Raw genomic sequence first — 17,216 nt, 5'->3', positions numbered from 1 at the left:
AGAAGGTTATCGGTGGCGGGTGGACATGGCTGCCGTATAGCGACATTGGAGTGCTCTGCCATGAAACGCTTTCTTATCGCAGATGATCACGAGGCGGTGCGATTGGGCTTGCGAGCGGTGCTCGAACAGCGGGCGGATTGGGAGGTGGTTGCCGAGGCGAACGACGGCAGCAAGGCGTTGACTGCGGCAATCGAAAGCCGGCCGCACGTGGCTATCGTCGACTTCTCCATGCCGCGAATGACGGGTGTGGAGGTTGCGCGGCGGATCAGGGACTATCCGCTGCAGACGGAGGTTCTGATCTTCACGGTGCACAAGTCCGGTCTGCTCGCTCAGCAGGCCTTCGAGGCCGGTGCACGCGCATTTCTGACGAAATCGGATGCGAACAGATCGCTATTGGCGGCCGTCGACGCGCTTTTGGTGCATAAGCGATTTTGCAGCGAAAGCTGTCGGAACGAGCTGGATCACGGCGCGGGCGGCGAAGTAGACCGGGGCCGCGGGCTTACGCCACGCGAGCAGCTTGTCGTCAAGCTGGTAGCCGAAGGCTACAGCAACAAGGGCATCAGCGCGATCCTGAACCTCAGCGTCAAGACGACAGAGGCACATCGAGCGGCTGCGATGCGCAAGCTGGACGTGAACTCAACCGCAGGTCTGGTCCGGTACGCCGTTCGTGCGCAGCTGGTTGAGGCATGACGGCGCGTCGGTCCGTGGGGTCTCCTTGAAGCCGGCCACGTCGGTACATTCGCCGAGGCAGTTCAGGGTTTTGCAGGATGGCGCTTCGAGCCATGATCGGCATGATCGTTCGACCTTGCTGCTGCCGGCCGTCTCCATCGATTGCGGCCGGAAAACGAGAACGACGCCATGAAACGCATCTTGATTGCGGATGATCATGCAGTCGTACGTTCAGGGCTTCGCGCGATTGTCGAAACGCAGTCCAACTGGATCGTCGCCGGCGAAGCGACCAATGGCGAGCAGGCCGTCGGTTTGGCCGTGGAGACGATGTCGGACATCGTCATCGTCGACTATTCGATGCCACTCATGAACGGGTTGGAGGTCAGCCGCCGGCTCAAGGCACTTGATCTGCGCACGGAGGTGCTGATCCTGACGATGCATGAAGACGAGGAACTGCTGTCCGAAGCCGTTCTGGCGGGAGTCCGCGGCTTCTTGTTCAAGTCGGATGCCAAGAAGCACCTGATTTCCGCAATCGAGGCGCTGCTCGACGGCAGGCCCTACTTCACCAGCGCCCTGGTGGAGAAGCTGCTCCATGACTACCAGCTCAACAAGCATGGCAGGTCGGACATGCTGCTGACGTCGCGCGAGCAGAGCGTGGTCCAGTTGATTGCGGAAGGGCATACCAACAGATCCATGAGCGTCATTTTGAAGCTGAGCGTGAAGACGGTCGAGACCCATCGTGCGTCGGCCATGCGCAAGCTCGGAATGTCGTCGACGGCCGAACTGGTCCGCTATGCCATTCGCAAGAAACTGGTCGTGCCCTGAGAGACGCCGCCGTTGCCTTGGAATGGGTGCTGTGCAGATCCATGCAGGATGCACAAGCGTCGACACGACGATCACGTGGACCGAAGCCACCCTTGCGCAGTCAAAGCTTCCAGCTCAGCGAAATAATCCGCATTCGGGTCAAGACCCGCGACCGGTTGTGCGCGAGGTTCTGGCCATAGGTGTTGAGGCAATTCCTCATTGCTTTCGCCTCCTCGGTGATGGCGGCAATCGAATCCAGCGGCAAAAATTCGTAGCCCGCCACCCGGCCGGGGCGCAGCCACATATCGGCGATCGGCTGGCGGCCGAGGTTCGCATGCAGGGCCACGATCGTCCGCCAATTCTCTGCGGCCGAACGTGCGGCATCGATGCGCATGTCCGGTGTCCATGGCCTCTCGATCAGATCATGTCCCAACGTCGCGGGCTCGGTCGAATACCAGGCCCAGAGACAAATCAGCCGCAGCCGTGCAGGCTTCACCCGTCGCGGCTCGCGCGCAAATTCACGCGCGATCCACGCCGCCATCGGTTCGTGCGCGCGCTCAGCGGCATCGGCCACGAGCTGAAGCCATGTCGGCGCGAGCTTGGGAGAGCGCGGAAGGTGGTTCGCGATCTGTCGCCGAAAGAGTTCGCCGTCGGGCAATCGCGGGATCGGACGCGCAAACGTCTCCGGAGGCAGCTTGCGCAGCCACAGCGGGGCGTCGGCGGCAGGCGCCGCCTCCGCGAGGGCATGGCCGTCGATCACGCACGCAATCGCGCGTGCAGGATCGAGCCCCCGCCGCGGAACAGCAAGCGCGAAGAGCCGCGCGGGAAAGCTTGCGGCAAGGTCCGCAATGCGCGGATGCCGCACGGCCAAGGCGCGCACCGCGCCCTGGAAGCGCGGGTGATATCGCCGCAGCCGGCTTTCCAGCAGGTCGCAACGCCGGTCGCCCCGATCAGGGGTCGGCTTGAGATTGGATGTCATGACAATAGGTTCGCAAACGCGCGCCAATAGGTCGCGGCAGATTCGATCTGATGCAGGGCTTGGTGGTCTCACCCGGGAACCGATCCCGGGAAGCGCGTCAAATATCGCGCATCGAACCCGGGAAGCGTGCAGTCGTAGACATGGTCGCCTCCAAAAATGAAATTGCGCGCATCCCATAGCTTGGCATTTGCCGGGATGCAACCCGAGACTGCATCTCGTATGCGCGTCCCCGCGACAGCCGCGCGGCAATATGCATGCTGCATCGGCATCCGCGGCGGTGGTCGTTGTCACAAAAATCTGCCTCTATGCGGCCCAGACGCACCTCCGAAGCTGCTGCCGGGTCTTTGGAGGTTTTGGCAATGGCATGCGGAGTGACGATATGAGCGGTTTGGTGATCTCTGGCGGCCGGGTGGTGGATCCCGCGAGCGGGATGGATGCCATCGGCGATGTGGCGGTGGTGGACGGCAAGATCGCCGCCGTCGGCTCCTCGCTCGGCGGCGCCGAGCGGGTGATCGACGCCGCCGGGCTCGTGGTGGCGCCGGGCTTCATCGACCTGCACGCGCATGGCCAGTCGATCCCGGCGGATCGCATGCAGGCGTTCGACGGCGTGACGACGACGCTCGATCTCGAGGCCGGCGTGCTGCCGGTCGCATCCTGGTATGAGCGCCAGGCCAGGAAGGGGCGCGTGCTGAACTACGGCGCCGCCACCAACTGGGCTTTTGCGCGCATCGGCGCGATGACGGGCTCCAACGCGGAGAGCTCGCTCGAGGCGTTCGGCAACGCCATGCGCGACCGCCGCTGGATGGACAATGTGGCGAGCGATGCGGAGGTCGCCGGCATCCTCGATCGCCTCGCGCGCGGCCTCAACGAGGGCGGCATCGGCATCGGCATCCTGAACGCCTACGCGCCGGGCGCCGGCGTGCAGGAGCTGACCGCGGTCTGCCAGCTCGCCGCGAAGCAGGACGTGCCGACCTTCACCCACGTCGCCTACATGTCGCGCATCGACCCCGAGAGCGCGGCGGAGGCCTATATCCGCCTGATCGGCTATGCCGGCGCCACCGGCGCGCATATGCACATCTGCCACTTCAACTCGTCGAGCAAGACCGACATCGAGCGCTGCCGCGTGCTGGTCGAGAAGGCGCAGGCGCAGGGCCTGCCCATTACGGTCGAGGCCTATCCTTACGGCACCGGTTCGACTGTGCTGGCCGCGGCCTTCTTCAGTGATCCCCAATTCGTCGAGCGCAACGGCACCGGTTACGATTCCGTGCAGCGCGTGACCGACGGCTATCGCTTCCATGATCGCGCGGAGCTGCTCAAGGCGCAGGCCGAAGAGCCGTCCTCGCTGGTGCTCTGGCACATCCTCGACACCGAGAACAATTCGCATCACCGCGACCTGCTCGACATGTCGGTGCTGTATCCCGGCGGCGCCATCGCGTCCGACGCGATGCCGTGGACGACGTCGGACGGCAAGACTTACACCGGCGATGCCTGGCCGCTGCCGGATGACGCCACCTCGCATCCCCGCTCGGCCGGCTGCTTCACAAAATTCATCCGCGAATGGGTGCGCGAGCGCAAGACGGTGTCGCTGCTGGAAGGCGTGCGCAAATGTGCGCTGATCCCTGCGGAGATCCTGTCGCAGAGCACGCCCGCGATGCGCGCCAAGGGCAGGCTCGCAAAGGATGCCGATGCCGACATCGTCGTGTTCGATTACGAGAAGCTGAGCGACCGCGCGACGTTCACGGCGATGAACCGGCCGTCCGAGGGCGTGCGGCATCTCGTCGTCAGCGGCCAGGCGCTGATCAGCGACGGCATTCTGGATGTGACTGCGCGGCCCGGCCGGCCGGTGCGCCGCCCGGTCGTCGAGGGCTGACCTATGCCGGTCCCCATTCTCCTGGTGACGGGCTTTCTGGGGGCGGGCAAGACCACGGTCGTCAACCATTTGCTGGCGCATGCGGAGGGACGGCGCATCGCCGCCGTGGTCAACGATTTCGGCGCGATCAACATCGATGCGGAGCTGATCGCGGGCGCGAGCGACGGCGTGGTGAGCCTTGCCAACGGCTGCATCTGCTGCTCGCTCGAAGGCGATCTGCTCCGCACGCTGTCGACACTGCTGCGGCGTGATCCGAAGCCGGAGTATATCGTCATCGAGACCAGCGGCGTCGCCGATCCCTCCGACATCGTGCGCAACCTGATGGATCCGGTGATCCTGCGCGAGGCGCCGCTGGAAACCGTGCTCTGCGTGATGGATGCAGGCACACCGCCGTCAGCCCTGGATGACGCGCTGGTGCGCGCGCAGCTGCGCGTCGCCGATATCGTGGCGCTCAGCAAGCTGGATCTGGCGGACGAGGGCGCGGGTGCCCGCATGCGCGAAGCCATCCGCGCGCTGCGCGTCCCCGCCGTGGTGGTCGATGCGCAGCACGGCGAGATTCCCGCCGCGCTGCTGTTTCCCGCAGCCATCGATCGCGCGCCCGCGACACGCGAGCCGGGGCCGCGGCGGCCGGCAGAGGAACGCTTCGAGACGTTGAGCTGGACCTCGGACCACCCAATCTCGCTGCCGCGCTTGCAGCAGGCCATCGGGCGGCTGGCGCCGAAGCTTGCCCGCGCCAAGGGCCTGTTTGAGACCGTCGAGCAGCCCGGCCGCCTGACGGTGTTTCAGTTCGCCGGCGGCCGCGCAACACTGGCGCCGGGTGAGGCGCCGACACCAGGCGTGCCGCGGTCACGCATCGTTTTCATCGCCGAGCTCGGCGTTCTCTCGAAGGCCGAGCTCGACGGGATCCTGGCGGAGTGCGTTGCGAGTGGGTGAGATGAGGCGGTAGGATGGACTGCAGTCACAGGGATCAGCTTGGCATGTCGCCCAAAATCGCACCCGCAGACGCCGCTTCGCGCCGCGCCGCCAAGCCGACGATCGTCTATCCGGCCGGCACGATGCCCGGGCCCGACCTGGCCGCGCTTGAGCAGGCTCGCCGCACGATGGTCAAGACGCACGAGCTCACCGTGCCGCCACGCGATGCCAGAACATTTCGCGTGGCGCGCGGCCAGTTTTTCCGCATCGTCAGCATCGAAGGCCCTCAGGTCGGCGACCTCAATCTCTGGAATGCAGAGGATCTCTCCGAGCGCTTCTTCAGCGGCAAGACGCGGGCGCTCCATGGTACGCATGTCGGCATCGGGGACCGGCTCTGGAGCAACATGCCCTACTTTCGGCCGATGGCGACCATCAGTCACGACACGCTCGGCTGGTACGGCTTCGACGAGGACGGCGCCGGCATTCATGATGTCATCGGCACGCGCTGCGACCCCTATACAAATCTCCTGTTGAACGGCACGGCTTACGATTTCTGCTGCCATTCCAACCTGTCCCGCGCGCTTGCCGCCGAGCTCAAGATGGAGCCACTCGCGATCGAGCATCATATCCACGACGTACTCAACGTCTTCATGTGCACCGGCCTCACGAAGGACACGCACCAATATTTCATGAAGGCAAGTCCGGTCCGTCCCGGCGACTTCATCGAATTTCTCGCGGAGATCGACCTGCTCGGCGCGTTGTCAGCCTGTCCCGGTGGCGACTGTAGCGCAACCCATTCCAGCGATGCCGCGGCATGTCATCCGCTCAAGATCGAGATCTTCGAGCCGGATCGAACGACACTGAAGGACTGGAGCTGGCCGTCGCCAAGTGCGTATCACCGCCGCCACGGTGGGCATGCACAAAGCTGAGCCTCAATCCTCCACCGGTAATCCGTCTCCGTAGGCGTACCAATCCGCGCGGGACGTCCAATGCACGTACCGGTCAGGTGCCGCGCCCAGCGGCTCGTCGAACGCGCCGGCATGGATGATCGCTTCGCGTCCGCTGCGCGTGAGATGCGGCATCGGGCTGCCGCAGCTCTTGCAGAACGCGGTCGCAAAGCTTCGTGCATTGGGCAGATCGAAGCGCGCGACGAATGTTTCCCCGCGCAGCCAGCGCAGCGCCCCCGCCTTCACGATCACCTCGCAGGCATGCGCGGTCCCGGTCGCTTTGTGGCAGCGCGAGCAATGGCAGTTGAGGAAGCGATCGAACGGACCCTCGACCTCGAACGCGACCTCGCCGCACAGGCAGCTTCCGCGGAACGCAGCCATCTCACTCCCCCTCCGGCTCGGCCGGTTTCTCGGCCGCCTCTTCGGCATGAACCGGCGGGGCGCCGTGCGCGCCGCGCAGCCGGATCATGGTGTCGATCACGTCCACGTCGATCTTCAGCATGTCGAGATCGCGCGTCATCTCGCGTACCTCCTGGCCCTTGCGCGCCAGCTCCTCGGAAACGTCGACCGCCATCTTGCGCTCGGTCACATTGCCCTGCGTGTTGACGAACAGCTTTGCGCGCATCCATTCGAGCCGCGCCCGCTGGGTGTCGCGCTCGAACTTCTTCTCCGCGTAGCGGCGCCGCGCCTCTGCGTAGGCGCCGACCAGCGCGGTTTCAGGCAGGCTCCACAATTACTCGACCGACATGGTCATGCGGCTCAGGTCCCGGGTTCGGCTCGGCGGAGGTTTCCTCCGCCGCCTATCAGACCCTTCCGGCCGGCAATTCTCAAGGGGGCGCGGGCAACTCCGCGTCCGGCAAATTCACGCGAACTGCGCGAGGCCGTGGCCGACCGACCAGTTCTCCCCGGGGGCATCGAGCACGTTCACGAACACGTCCTCGGGCCGGATGCCCGGGTTCTCGCCGAGCAGCTCCGCGATCCGCCGGTACAGCGCTTTCTTCTGCTCAGGGGTGCGCGAGGCGAACACGGTGATCTGGATCAGCACGGCGTCCTCGCTTCGCTCGACGCCGTAGGCGTTGCCGCAGCGGAAGTTCGCGGGGTCATGCTCGCTGATGGTCATGAACTCGTCGCCCTCGGGCACGTTCAGCGCCTCGCGCATGGCGCGGTAGAGACCGTCGAGGATCGCCTGCCGGTAGGCGTCGGGCTTTCCGGCGCGCATCGAGATGTGGAGGAGAGGCATGAGCTGGTCCCTTTGCATGCGGGCCGACCGGCCAGGGCGCATGGTGCGCGCCGGCGGTCCGGCTCATTGACGAAACGGGCTATCAATCCCAATTGGTTTTTGACACCATGTCGAGAAAACACGTTCTTGACAACGTGTCAAATACTTTCAGGCCGAGGATCGACATTTGAGACCGCGCGAGTTCGACCACGACGACGTCCTGCGCATTGCGTTCGACCAGTTCTGGCGCAAGGGCGTGCGCGGCACCTCGCTGTCCGACATCGCGCGCGACGCCGGCGTCCAGCGCGGCAGCCTCTACAATGCCTTCGGCAGCAAGGAGGCGCTGTTCCTGCAGGCCTATGAGCGCTACGCGGGCGATTACCTCCTCGCCCTGCAAAAGGCGCTCGGTGCCGGCAGTTTGCGAAAACGCCTCACCGCATTCTTCGACCTGACCATCGTGAATTTCCGCTCGGGCTCGCCACCGCGCGGATGTCCGACCACGCGCGGCCTGATGGAGCTCGGTGCGGTCGAAGGCGAGGGGCTCGACGAGGACGCGCGCCAGGCCTTTGCGAACCTCATCTCGCGCATCACCGCTTTGGTTCAGGACACATTGTCGGCAGGCGCGAAACGCGGCGAGTTCAACGGCAATCCCGCGGTCGCAGCGCTCCACATCATCACGGTGACGCGCGGCCTCGCCGTGCTCGAACGGGCCTTCGGCGACGACGCGCAGCTGCGCAAGATCGCGTCCCACACGATCGATCTCGTGCTCGGCAAGGCCGGAGGTTAGGCGTCAGCAGCAGGCAAGCGCGTTGACCGCCCGCGTTGTCGCATCCTCTTTCCCGGAGCCGACGAACCCGCAGACGATTGTCTCGAGTTCACCGGGCTGCTTGCTGCGCGCGACCGACAGCAGTCGCATCAACTCCGTCTCGTCCTTCGAGAGGCGCCGGCACGACGGTGGCAAGAAGCACAGCTCGCATGGCCGGCCGCTGCGCAGGATCCTGACGAGCGCAGCCGCTCGCGCGACCAGCAGCGGGCTGTCGGCAATGCCGGGCGCCTCGTCGGCGAAGCGATAGGCCGCCTCCCAGCAATCGGACGCGCCGGTCGCATAGGCAGCGCCAATGAAGCGGAACAGCGAAAGCGCGACGCGGCAGAATTGATCGTAGCTTTCGACGCCGGGACGGGTCGCAAGCGCGGCTTGAAGCGGGCAGAGCCGCGACTGGCCGGCTTCCGGGTCAGGCACGGAATTGCTCGCAGCCTCCATCATGAACGATCTCATCAATGCAACGTGGGACTGCCCACAAGCCAGCTCTTCATCACCATTGTCCGGTCCTGGTCAAAAGGCTCGACATGCCGATCAGGCAGAATGAGGCCGGCCATGCGGAAGATGGTCGCAAGTCCCCGGACCGGCGCCAGCGCCCAATCCGCGCCCACCGGCGGCAGCCAGCACTCGAACTGCTCGCGCGCGACATCGTCGCGCTCCTTCTGCGCGGCGGCGATCGCCCGCAGGATTCCGTGCTCGCTCTCCGACATGCGCGGACAGGTGGGGCAATGCACTTCGATCGCCGTATGCGCCGTGCAGGCAAAGATCTCGATGATCGATTCCAGCGACGGCACGGCATCGCCGACGCGGAAATGGTCGTACACCTGCTGGATGTCGGCCGCGGTCGGAACGGCGCTTCCGCTGCGCGCCTTGGCACGAAATCCCCAGATGAAGAGTCGCTCGGCTGCGGTCAGTGCGGGAAGGTCGATGGGCTTGGCGTATGTCGATTGATGCATTGAGCCTGTGGCCTTGGGCTGGGCGCACGCCGCGTCTGGCGCTGACGATCTGCGTTGATCGTTCCGCCAGAGCCTGTCGCAAGTCAACGCGTCGAGGGCCGATATCGAGGTCTTCTAGATTTGAAGCGTTCGGATCTCGGATGCGGCCGGCCCCGCAAACCTGCCGGGCCGCATACGGCATGCCGCCGAGCGCCCACGCGATTTTGCGGGGATTTGGGGAACCCGAATGCTTAAAGCTTTGCTAAGGGGAGCGGGATAAACTGGCATATCAGCCCTTCCAATTTTGCGAGCCCGGATGATTTTCTCCCGCATCAGTTTCAAGCTGGTCCTGATTGTCGGCATCAGCCTCCTCGGCATGATCGCGCTGGCGCCGATCGCGCTTTCGACCCTGCGCACGCAGATGGTCGCCGATCGCCAGGCCAAGACGCAGCACATGGTGGACGTCGGCTACGGCATCCTGGCGCACTATCAGAAGCTCGAGAGCGACGGAAAACTCCCGCGCGAGCAGGCGCAGGCTGCCGCGATGGCGGAGATCAAGAGCCTGCGCTACGACAAGGTCGAGTATTTCTGGATCAACGACATGACCCCCAGGATGGTCATGCACCCGATCAAGCCCGAGCTCGACGGCAAGGACCTTTCGGGGATGAAGGACCCCGCCGGCAACGCGCTGTTCATGGGCTTCGTTGACGTCGTCAGCAAGCAGGGCGCCGGCTTCTACAGCTATCTCTGGCCGAAGCCCGGCTTCGACCAGCCGGTCGGGAAGATCTCCTATGTGAAGGGCTTTGCGCCCTGGGGCTGGATCATCGGCACCGGCATCTATCTCGACGACGTCGATGCCGTGTTCCGCCAGAACGCGACGACGTTCGCGCTGGTGTGTCTTGTCGTGCTCGTGCTGGTGCTCGGTGCCTCCTTCGTGATCGGCCGCAGCGTCACGAAGCCGCTGGCAGGAATTACGGCGCTGACCGAACGCCTCGCCGCCGGCGACAGTGCGTTCGACGTGCCCTACACCGATCGGCGCGATGAGGTCGGCGGGCTCGCCAACGCGCTCGCCGTGTTCAAGGACAATGCGTCGGCCGTGGGCCGGATGCATGCCGAGCAGCAGGAGGCGAAGCAGCGAGCCGACGACGAGAAGCGCAGGACGATGGCCGATCTCGCCGGCAAGTTCGAGGCGAGTGTCCAGGCCGTGGTCCGCGACGTGTTCGATGAGGCGCGCGCGATGCAGCAGGCCGCGCAAGGCATGTCGGAGACCGCGAACAAGGCGACCGATCGCGCCAGCTTCGTGGCAACGGCCTGCCAGCAGGCGTCGAGCAACGTGCAGACGGTGGCCTCCGCCGCCGGCCAGCTGTCGTCCTCGATCACCGAGATCAGCCAGCGCGTCGCGCAGGCCGCGACGGTGGCCGACAAGGCGGCCGCCGACGGCCAGCGCACCAACGATACGGTGCAGGGGCTTGCCGCCGCCGCGCACAAGATCGGCGAGGTCATCGACCTCATCAACCAGATCGCCTCGCAGACCAATCTGCTCGCGCTCAACGCCACCATCGAGGCGGCGCGTGCGGGCGAATCCGGCAGGGGGTTTGCGGTGGTCGCGAGTGAGGTAAAGTCGCTGGCGAGCCAGACCGCGAAGGCGACCGACGAGATCGGCGCGCAGATCACCGCGATCCAGGCCGAGACCAATCAGGTCGTCGGCAATATCGAGAGCATTCGCGCCACCATCATGGAGGTCAACGAGATCTCCTCGTCGATCGCAGCCGCCGTCGAGGAGCAGGGCGCGGCGACGCAGGCCATCGCGCACAGCGTGCAGGAGGCGGCGTCCGGCACCGATCAGGTCTCGCAAAACATCTCCGGCGTGACCGATGCGACCGCCGAGACCGGCCAGGCCGCCGGCCTCGTGCTGCAATCCAGCGGCCGGCTGACGCAGAAACTGCAATCGCTCGAGAACGAGGTCAGCGCCTTCGTTGCCGGCGTGCGGGCGGCCTAGTATAGCGGTAGGATGGCCCAGAATTCCGATCGGCGCGCGCGCATCCTCCTGATCAATCCGAACAGTCTCGAGGCGACCACCGCGATGATGGTGGCCATCGCGAAGTCGGCCGCCGTGGCCGGTTTCGACATCGTCGGCGCCACGGCAATGCGCGCGCCGCAGATGATCGTGTCGGCGGAGGCGCTGGAGGCGGCCGCCGCCGAGGTCGAGGAGATCGCGCGGACGCATCGAGTTTCCCCGGACGGCATCATCGTCGCAGCGTTCGGCGATCCCGGTCTCGCCGGAATCAGGGCTGCGACGAAGCTGCCTGCGGTCGGCATCGGCGAGTCGTCGATGCTGGAGGCCGCCGCAGGAGGCCGCCGCTTCGGTGTGGCGACCACGACACCGCTGCTCAAGTCGAAGATCGAGGCGTTGCCGGAGGCGCTGGGGCTGCGATCGCGCTACACCGGCACGCGCTTTGCCGAAGGCGATCCGCAAGAGCTGATGCGCGATCCGGCGCAGCTGCGCGCAGCCCTCGCCGGCGCGGTCGAGGCCTGCATCGCGCGGGACGGGGCGGAAGCTGTCATCATCGGCGGCGGGCCGCTGGGGGAAGCCGCGCGCGAGCTTCAGCCGATGTTCACTGTCCCTGTCATCGCGCCGATCCCATCGGCCGTGAGGCGGATCATTCGCCTCGTCGCGGCGTGACGTCCGCTTTTTCCGCGCCGCGGCATCGGCCGTGATGCGGAAAACTGTTTTCCTTGACATGAAGTCTGCCGTGCTCGACGTGTAACGATGTCGATTGACGGCACGTGCGTGCCTTATGAAAAGAAAAGCAACACGGGGAAGACGTCATGAGCGCGGCCCTCAACGAGAAGGACTACCTCGCCACCTTGCGCGGGTTGTGGGACAAGGCGTGGCCGAAGGGCATGCCGCGTTCGCCGAACTATCTGCACGGCGAAGTTCCCTTGACGGAATATCTGCGCGCCTGGGCGAAGCGGAGCCCGGAGCGTCCAGCGGTGATCTTCTACGGGCACGTCACCACCTACGCCGATCTCGACCGGCAGAGCGACCGCTTCGCGGCACTGTTGCAGGCCAAGGGCGTGCGCAAGGGCGATCGCGTCGCCGTCTTCCTGCCGAACTGCCCGCAATTTCACATCGTGTTCTTCGGAATTCTGAAGCTCGGCGCGGTCCACGTCCCCGTCAGCCCGCTGTCGCGCGCGTTCGAGCTGTCCTACGAACTCAACGATACCCAGGCCGTCGTAATCGTGGCACTGGACCAGCTCATCCCCGTCGTCGAGCAGGTGAGGGGCGAGGTGCGGCTGCGCGAGATCATCGTCACCAGCTTTGCCGATGTCGTGCCGGCGGCGCCTGCGTTTCCCACGCCGGAATCGATCCGCGCGCCGCGCATCGCGGCCGCAGGCGCGACCGATCTGTTGCCGGCGCTTGCCGCGATGCCCGCGCCGTCGCCGCTGCCGCCGCCCGGCCTCGATGAGGTCGCTGCGCTCAACTACACCGGCGGCACCACCGGCATGCCCAAGGGCTGCGTTCACACCCATCGCGACATGGTCTACACCGCCGCCGCCAATTACGGCATCTCGGTCCTGTCCGACGAGCGCAGCGTGTTCCTGTCGTTCTTTCCGGAGTTCTGGATTGCCGGTGAGAACTTTGGCTTGATCTTTCCGCTGTTTTCCGGCGCGACGCTGGTTCTGCTGGCGCGCTGGGATGCCGTCGGCGCGATGGCCGCGATCGACAAGTACAAGGTTACGATCACCGCGATGCCGGTCGACGGAGCGGTGGAGCTGATGGACCATCCGCGCTGGAGCGAGTTCGACCTGTTGTCCTTGAAGCAGGTGCGCGTCGTCTCCTTCGTCAAGAAGCTCAACGCGGACTATCGCAGGCGCTGGAAGGACCTCACCGGCACGATCCTGGTGGAGGCGGCCTGGGGCATGACCGAGACCCACACCTCCAACACCTTCACATCGGGCTTCCAGGACGACGATTTCGATCTGAACAGCCAGCCGATCTTCGTCGGCCTGCCGGTCCCCGGCGCCGAGTTCAAGATCACCGATTTCGAGACCGGCGCGCTGCTGCCGCTCGGTGCGGAAGGCGAGATCCGGGTGCGCACCCCGTCGCTGCTCAAGAGCTACTGGAACAAGCCGGAGGCGACCGCGGAGTCGCTCGTCGATGGCTGGCTGCGCACCGGCGACATCGGCAGCATCGACAAGGACGGCTTCCTGCACTTCCTCGGCCGCCGCAAGGAGATGCTGAAGGTCAAGGGCATGAGCGTCTTCCCGCCGGAGATCGAGGCGCTGCTGGGTCAGCATCCGAAGGTGCTGGGCTCGGGCGTGGTCGGACGCGACGATCCCGACAAGGGGCAGGTGCCGGTGGCCTATATCCAGCTCAAGCCGGAGGCGGTCGGTACCATCTCGGCAGAGAGCCTGCGTGCCTGGTGCGCCGAGCGCATGGCCGTCTACAAGGTCCCGGAGATTCGCATCATCGAAGCTCTGCCCCTGACGGCGACGGGCAAGGTGAAGAAGCAGGACCTCGATCCAAATCTGCCCGCCGCAGTCTGAGTGAGAGACATCATGTCGTTCAAGAAACTCCTGATAGCCAATCGCGGCGAGATCGCCATCCGCATCGCGCGCGCGGCGGCCGATGCCGGCATCGCGACGGTAGCGATCCACCCTGCAGACGACGCGCTGTCGCTGCATGTGCGTGTCGCCGACGAGGCGCTCGAGATCCCTGGCCGCGGCGCGCGGGCCTATCTCGACATCGAGGCCGTGGTGACGGCGGCGAAGGGCGCCGGCTGCGATGCCGTGCATCCCGGCTACGGTTTTCTGAGCGAGAATGCCGCGTTCGCCAAGGCCTGTGGCGAGCAGGGGATCACCTTTGTCGGGCCAAAGGTGACAGCGCTCGAACTGTTTGGCGACAAGGTCGCGGCACGGCAACTGGCCAAACGCTGCGGCGTGCCGATCATCGCCGGCACCAGCGGGCCTTCGTCGCTCGAGGAGATCACGGCGTTCTTCACGTCGCTTGGCGGCAACGCGGCGATCGTGATCAAGGCGATGGCCGGCGGCGGTGGCCGCGGCATGCGCGTGGTCGAGAATGCGGCCGATCTGGCGGAAGCCTATGCGCGCTGCCAGTCCGAGGCCAAGGCGGCATTCGGCTTCGACGGCGTCTATGCCGAGCGGCTGATCCGCCAGGCGCGTCATATCGAGGTGCAGATCATCGGCGACCGTCATGGTGCGGTCTCTCATCTCTGGGAGCGCGAATGCACCATCCAGCGCCGGCACCAGAAGCTGGTCGAGGTGGCGCCGAGCCCGTCGCTGAGCGAGCCCTTGCGCGGCCGCATCATCGAGGCGGCGAGGCAACTCGCGACCGCCGCGGCTTACGACAATCTCGGTACCTTCGAGTTCCTGGTCGACGGCACGGCGGAGGATAGCTTTGCCTTCATCGAGGCCAATCCGCGGCTCCAGGTCGAGCACACCGTGACGGAAGCGGTGCTGGGCCTCGACCTCGTCCGCGCCCAGCTCGCGGTCGCAGCAGGCAGCACGCTGGCCTCGCTCGACCTTGCGCAGGGATCGATCCCGAAGCCGCGCGGCTACGCCATGCAGCTCCGCGTCAACATGGAGACGCTGGACGAGACTGGCGCGACGCATCCGACCGGCGGCGTGCTCGCCTTGTTCGAGCCGCCGTCGGGGCCCGGCGTCCGTGTCGATAGTTTTGGCTATGCGGGCTACAAGACCAGCGCGGCCTTCGATTCGCTGCTCGCAAAAGTCATCGTGCATACGCCGGGCGAGGCCTGGCATGACGTGGTCGCCAAGGCTTCGCGCGCCCTGCGCGAATTCCGGATCGACGGCGTCGTCACCAACATCGCCTTCCTCCAGGCGGTGCTCGCGCATCCCGATTTCAGGACCAACCGGATCGCGACCGATTTCATCGATCGCAACATCGCGAAACTGGTCGAGGCGGCCGATGGCGCAGCCAAGCCGCTCTACTTCGCCCCGACCGAGCGAGGCGGCGGTCACGGCATGGAGACGCACATTACGCAGGCCGTGCCTGAAGGCGCGGTGATGGTCGCGGCACCCCTGCAGGGAACCATCGTCACCATCCAGGTGAAGGAAGGCGAAGTCGTGCGCCCCGGCCAGCAGCTTGCCGTGATCGAGTCCATGAAGATGGAGCATCTCGTCATGGCCGAGCAGGGCGGCAGGGTCACGAAGCTCGTCGCCGGAGACGGCGCCACTTTGATGCACGGCGAACCGATCCTGTATCTGGAGCCGCTCGACGTCGCGGCCGACGCGTCGGCGGCGGAAGCCGATGTCGACCTCGACCACATCCGTCCTGATCTCGCCGAGCTGATCGCGCGCCAGGCCAACACGCTCGATGCGAACCGGCCGGCCTCGGTCGAGCGCCGCCGCAACACCAACCAGCGCACCGCCCGCGAGAACGTCGCGCAGCTCGTCGACGACGGCTCCTTCATGGAGTACGGCAGCCTCGCGATCGCGGCCCAGCGCCGCCGGCGCAAGCTCGACGACCTCATCAAGAACACGCCGGCCGACGGCCTCGTCATGGGCGTTGCGACCGTCAATGGCGAGAAGTTCGGCCCGGAGGGCGCGCGCTGCATCGTCGTGGCCTATGACTACACCGTGCTCGCGGGCACGCAGGGCCACATGAACCACAAGAAGATCGACCGCATGCTGACGCTGGCGGAAGACTGGCGCGTGCCGCTGGTGTTCTACGGCGAGGGCGGCGGCGGCCGGCCCGGCGATACCGACCGGCTCGGCATGACCGGGCTCGACGGCCCGTCCTTCGTGCAGTTCGCAAGGCTCTCCGGCCTGGTGCCCGTCATCGGCGTCGTCTCCGGCTATTGCTTTGCCGGCAATGCCGCGATGCTCGGTTGCTGCGACGTCATCATCGCCACCAAGAACGCCTCGATCGGCATGGGCGGCCCCGCGATGATCGAGGGCGGCGGCCTCGGCGTCTACCATCCGGCCGAGGTCGGCCCGGTCTCGTTCCAGTCGCCGAACGGCGTCATCGACATCCTCGTCGAGGACGAGGAGGAGGCGACGCGCGTCGCGCAAAAATACCTGTCCTATTTTCAGGGCGCGGTGACCGACTGGCAGGCCGCCGACCAGCGTCTGCTCCGCCGCGCCATTCCGGAGAACCGCCTGCGCGTCTACGACATCCGCAGCGTGATCGATCTCGTCGCGGACAGGGACAGCGTGCTGGAGCTGCGCCGCGACTACGGCGTCGGCATGATCACCGCGCTGATCCGCATCGAGGGCAAGCCGTTCGGCCTGATCGCCAACAACCCGCGCCATCTCGGCGGCGCGATCGATGCCGATGCCGGCGACAAGGCCGCGCGCTTTCTCCAGCTCTGCGACGCGTTCGATCTGCCGATCGTCTCGCTCTGCGACACGCCCGGCTTCATGGTCGGCCCGGAAGCCGAGAAGACCGCGATCGTGCGGCACGTCTCGCGCATGTTCGTGACCGGCGCGAGCCTCACCGTGCCGCTGTTCGGCATCGTGCTGCGCAAGGGTTACGGCCTCGGCGCACAGTCGATGATCGGCGGCGGCTTCCACGCCTCGTTCTTCACCGCGGCGTGGCCCACGGGCGAGTTCGGCGGCATGGGCCTCGAGGGCTATGTCCGCCTCGGCTTCCGCAAGGAGATGGAGGCGATCGCCGACCCCGAAGAGCGCGAGACCTATTATCGCAACAAGGTCGCCGAGCTCTATGCCAACGGCAAGGCGGTCTCGATCGCGTCCGTGTTCGAGATCGACAACGTCATCGACCCCGCCGAAACCCGGCGCTGGATCATGGCGGGGCTTAGGTCGGTGCCGAAGCCCGAGCCGAGGACGACGAAGAAGCGGCCCTGCATCGATACCTGGTGAGGGCAGTGCAGCAATCTTGATGATGCCGTCATTCCGGGGCGCGCGCAGCGCGAACTATGGTGTGCAATTGCACACCTGAGAATCTCGAGATTCCGGGTTCGATGCTCCGGGCCGCGCTTGCGCGGTCCCATCGCATCGCCCCGGAATGACGTCTAGAGACAGCGCGCCGCGCCTCAGTTCCCGGTTCCCGAT

16 protein-coding genes are annotated in these 17,216 nt (G+C 65.9%); 10 read left to right on the top strand and 6 right to left on the bottom strand.

Annotation, left to right across the window (positions count from 1 at the left end):
• Window positions 1–60 precede the first annotated feature (60 nt).
• A complete protein-coding gene (locus WN73_RS00400) occupies window positions 61–690 on the top strand; it encodes a response regulator (protein ID WP_028172893.1) in 630 nt (209 codons plus the stop codon).
• Between the two features lie 168 nt (window positions 691–858).
• Entirely contained in the window at window positions 859–1,494 is a 636-nt protein-coding gene (locus tag WN73_RS00395) for a response regulator (RefSeq protein ID WP_011090041.1), read from the top strand.
• 100 nt (window positions 1,495–1,594) lie between these two features.
• Here WN73_RS00395 and WN73_RS00390 read toward each other — a convergent pair whose 3' ends face one another.
• Window positions 1,595–2,479, bottom strand: a complete 885-nt coding sequence (locus WN73_RS00390; protein WP_271550915.1) for a hypothetical protein — start codon at window positions 2,477–2,479, stop codon at window positions 1,595–1,597.
• A 337-nt stretch (window positions 2,480–2,816) separates the two neighbouring features.
• Between WN73_RS00390 and WN73_RS00385 the strand changes: the two genes are divergently transcribed.
• Genes WN73_RS00385 through WN73_RS00375 form a run of 3 tightly spaced genes read left to right on the top strand, consistent with a single transcriptional unit; the run spans window position 2,817 to window position 6,163 of the window.
• Window positions 2,817–4,322 carry an amidohydrolase family protein gene (locus WN73_RS00385; protein ID WP_271550913.1) on the top strand — a complete coding sequence of 502 codons (1,506 nt, stop codon included), beginning with the start codon at window positions 2,817–2,819 and terminating at the stop codon, window positions 4,320–4,322.
• A gap of 3 nt (window positions 4,323–4,325) precedes the next feature.
• Window positions 4,326–5,255, top strand: coding sequence for a CobW family GTP-binding protein (locus WN73_RS00380; protein ID WP_271550911.1), 930 nt, complete (start codon window positions 4,326–4,328; stop codon window positions 5,253–5,255).
• A 44-nt stretch (window positions 5,256–5,299) separates the two neighbouring features.
• Window positions 5,300–6,163, top strand: a complete 864-nt coding sequence (locus tag WN73_RS00375; protein ID WP_271550909.1) for an urea carboxylase-associated family protein — start codon at window positions 5,300–5,302, stop codon at window positions 6,161–6,163.
• Between the two features lie 3 nt (window positions 6,164–6,166).
• Here the strand turns inward: WN73_RS00375 and WN73_RS00370 are convergent, their stop codons facing one another.
• From WN73_RS00370 to WN73_RS00360, 3 genes are all read right to left on the bottom strand, one after another.
• Window positions 6,167–6,562: a GFA family protein gene (locus tag WN73_RS00370; RefSeq protein ID WP_271550908.1), complete on the bottom strand. Its 396-nt coding sequence runs from the start codon at window positions 6,560–6,562 to the stop codon at window positions 6,167–6,169.
• A gap of 1 nt (window position 6,563) precedes the next feature.
• Window positions 6,564–6,914 carry a hypothetical protein gene (locus WN73_RS00365; protein ID WP_271550905.1) on the bottom strand — a complete coding sequence of 117 codons (351 nt, stop codon included), beginning with the start codon at window positions 6,912–6,914 and terminating at the stop codon, window positions 6,564–6,566.
• A 129-nt stretch (window positions 6,915–7,043) separates the two neighbouring features.
• Window positions 7,044–7,421 carry a tautomerase family protein gene (locus WN73_RS00360; protein WP_011090034.1) on the bottom strand — a complete coding sequence of 126 codons (378 nt, stop codon included), beginning with the start codon at window positions 7,419–7,421 and terminating at the stop codon, window positions 7,044–7,046.
• Between the two features lie 166 nt (window positions 7,422–7,587).
• Here WN73_RS00360 and WN73_RS00355 point away from each other — a divergent pair, with 166 nt between their 5' ends.
• Window positions 7,588–8,187 (top strand): TetR/AcrR family transcriptional regulator, encoded by a 600-nt coding sequence (locus tag WN73_RS00355; RefSeq protein WP_038965445.1) that lies wholly within the window; start codon window positions 7,588–7,590, stop codon window positions 8,185–8,187.
• Between the two features lie 3 nt (window positions 8,188–8,190).
• Here the strand turns inward: WN73_RS00355 and WN73_RS00350 are convergent, their stop codons facing one another.
• On the bottom strand, window positions 8,191–8,664 hold the full coding sequence (locus WN73_RS00350; RefSeq protein ID WP_161536287.1) for a hypothetical protein: 474 nt from the start codon (window positions 8,662–8,664) through the stop codon (window positions 8,191–8,193).
• An 11-nt stretch (window positions 8,665–8,675) separates the two neighbouring features.
• A complete protein-coding gene (locus tag WN73_RS00345; protein ID WP_060910621.1) occupies window positions 8,676–9,176 on the bottom strand; it encodes a hypothetical protein in 501 nt (166 codons plus the stop codon).
• A gap of 295 nt (window positions 9,177–9,471) precedes the next feature.
• Here WN73_RS00345 and WN73_RS00340 point away from each other — a divergent pair, with 295 nt between their 5' ends.
• The 4 genes from WN73_RS00340 to WN73_RS00325 all read left to right on the top strand — a co-directional run bounded on the left by WN73_RS00340 (window position 9,472) and on the right by WN73_RS00325 (window position 17,024).
• Window positions 9,472–11,154: a methyl-accepting chemotaxis protein gene (locus WN73_RS00340; protein WP_271550896.1), complete on the top strand. Its 1,683-nt coding sequence runs from the start codon at window positions 9,472–9,474 to the stop codon at window positions 11,152–11,154.
• 12 nt (window positions 11,155–11,166) lie between these two features.
• On the top strand, window positions 11,167–11,838 hold the full coding sequence (locus WN73_RS00335; protein ID WP_271550894.1) for an aspartate/glutamate racemase family protein: 672 nt from the start codon (window positions 11,167–11,169) through the stop codon (window positions 11,836–11,838).
• A 146-nt stretch (window positions 11,839–11,984) separates the two neighbouring features.
• Window positions 11,985–13,706: an AMP-binding protein gene (locus WN73_RS00330; protein ID WP_271550892.1), complete on the top strand. Its 1,722-nt coding sequence runs from the start codon at window positions 11,985–11,987 to the stop codon at window positions 13,704–13,706.
• Between the two features lie 12 nt (window positions 13,707–13,718).
• Window positions 13,719–17,024, top strand: a complete 3,306-nt coding sequence (locus WN73_RS00325; RefSeq protein WP_271550890.1) for an acetyl-CoA carboxylase family protein — start codon at window positions 13,719–13,721, stop codon at window positions 17,022–17,024.
• Window positions 17,025–17,216 lie beyond the last annotated feature (192 nt).

Source organism: Bradyrhizobium sp. CCBAU 45394 (genome assembly GCF_028128655.1).
GTDB lineage: Bacteria > Pseudomonadota > Alphaproteobacteria > Rhizobiales > Xanthobacteraceae > Bradyrhizobium > Bradyrhizobium diazoefficiens.
This window is presented reverse-complemented; position numbering and strand designations above follow the sequence as displayed.

Coding starts and splice junctions, on each gene's coding strand:
- WN73_RS00400 (WP_028172893.1), top strand. CDS start 61: ATGAAACGCTTTCTTATCGCAGATGATCACGAGGCGGTGCGATTGGGC.
- WN73_RS00395 (WP_011090041.1), top strand. CDS start 859: ATGAAACGCATCTTGATTGCGGATGATCATGCAGTCGTACGTTCAGGG.
- WN73_RS00385 (WP_271550913.1), top strand. CDS start 2,817: ATGCGGAGTGACGATATGAGCGGTTTGGTGATCTCTGGCGGCCGGGTG.
- WN73_RS00380 (WP_271550911.1), top strand. CDS start 4,326: ATGCCGGTCCCCATTCTCCTGGTGACGGGCTTTCTGGGGGCGGGCAAG.
- WN73_RS00375 (WP_271550909.1), top strand. CDS start 5,300: ATGTCGCCCAAAATCGCACCCGCAGACGCCGCTTCGCGCCGCGCCGCC.
- WN73_RS00370 (WP_271550908.1), bottom strand. CDS start 6,562: ATGGCTGCGTTCCGCGGAAGCTGCCTGTGCGGCGAGGTCGCGTTCGAG.
- WN73_RS00360 (WP_011090034.1), bottom strand. CDS start 7,421: ATGCCTCTCCTCCACATCTCGATGCGCGCCGGAAAGCCCGACGCCTAC.
- WN73_RS00350 (WP_161536287.1), bottom strand. CDS start 8,664: ATGATGGAGGCTGCGAGCAATTCCGTGCCTGACCCGGAAGCCGGCCAG.
- WN73_RS00345 (WP_060910621.1), bottom strand. CDS start 9,176: ATGCATCAATCGACATACGCCAAGCCCATCGACCTTCCCGCACTGACC.
- WN73_RS00340 (WP_271550896.1), top strand. CDS start 9,472: ATGATTTTCTCCCGCATCAGTTTCAAGCTGGTCCTGATTGTCGGCATC.
- WN73_RS00335 (WP_271550894.1), top strand. CDS start 11,167: ATGGCCCAGAATTCCGATCGGCGCGCGCGCATCCTCCTGATCAATCCG.
- WN73_RS00330 (WP_271550892.1), top strand. CDS start 11,985: ATGAGCGCGGCCCTCAACGAGAAGGACTACCTCGCCACCTTGCGCGGG.
- WN73_RS00325 (WP_271550890.1), top strand. CDS start 13,719: ATGTCGTTCAAGAAACTCCTGATAGCCAATCGCGGCGAGATCGCCATC.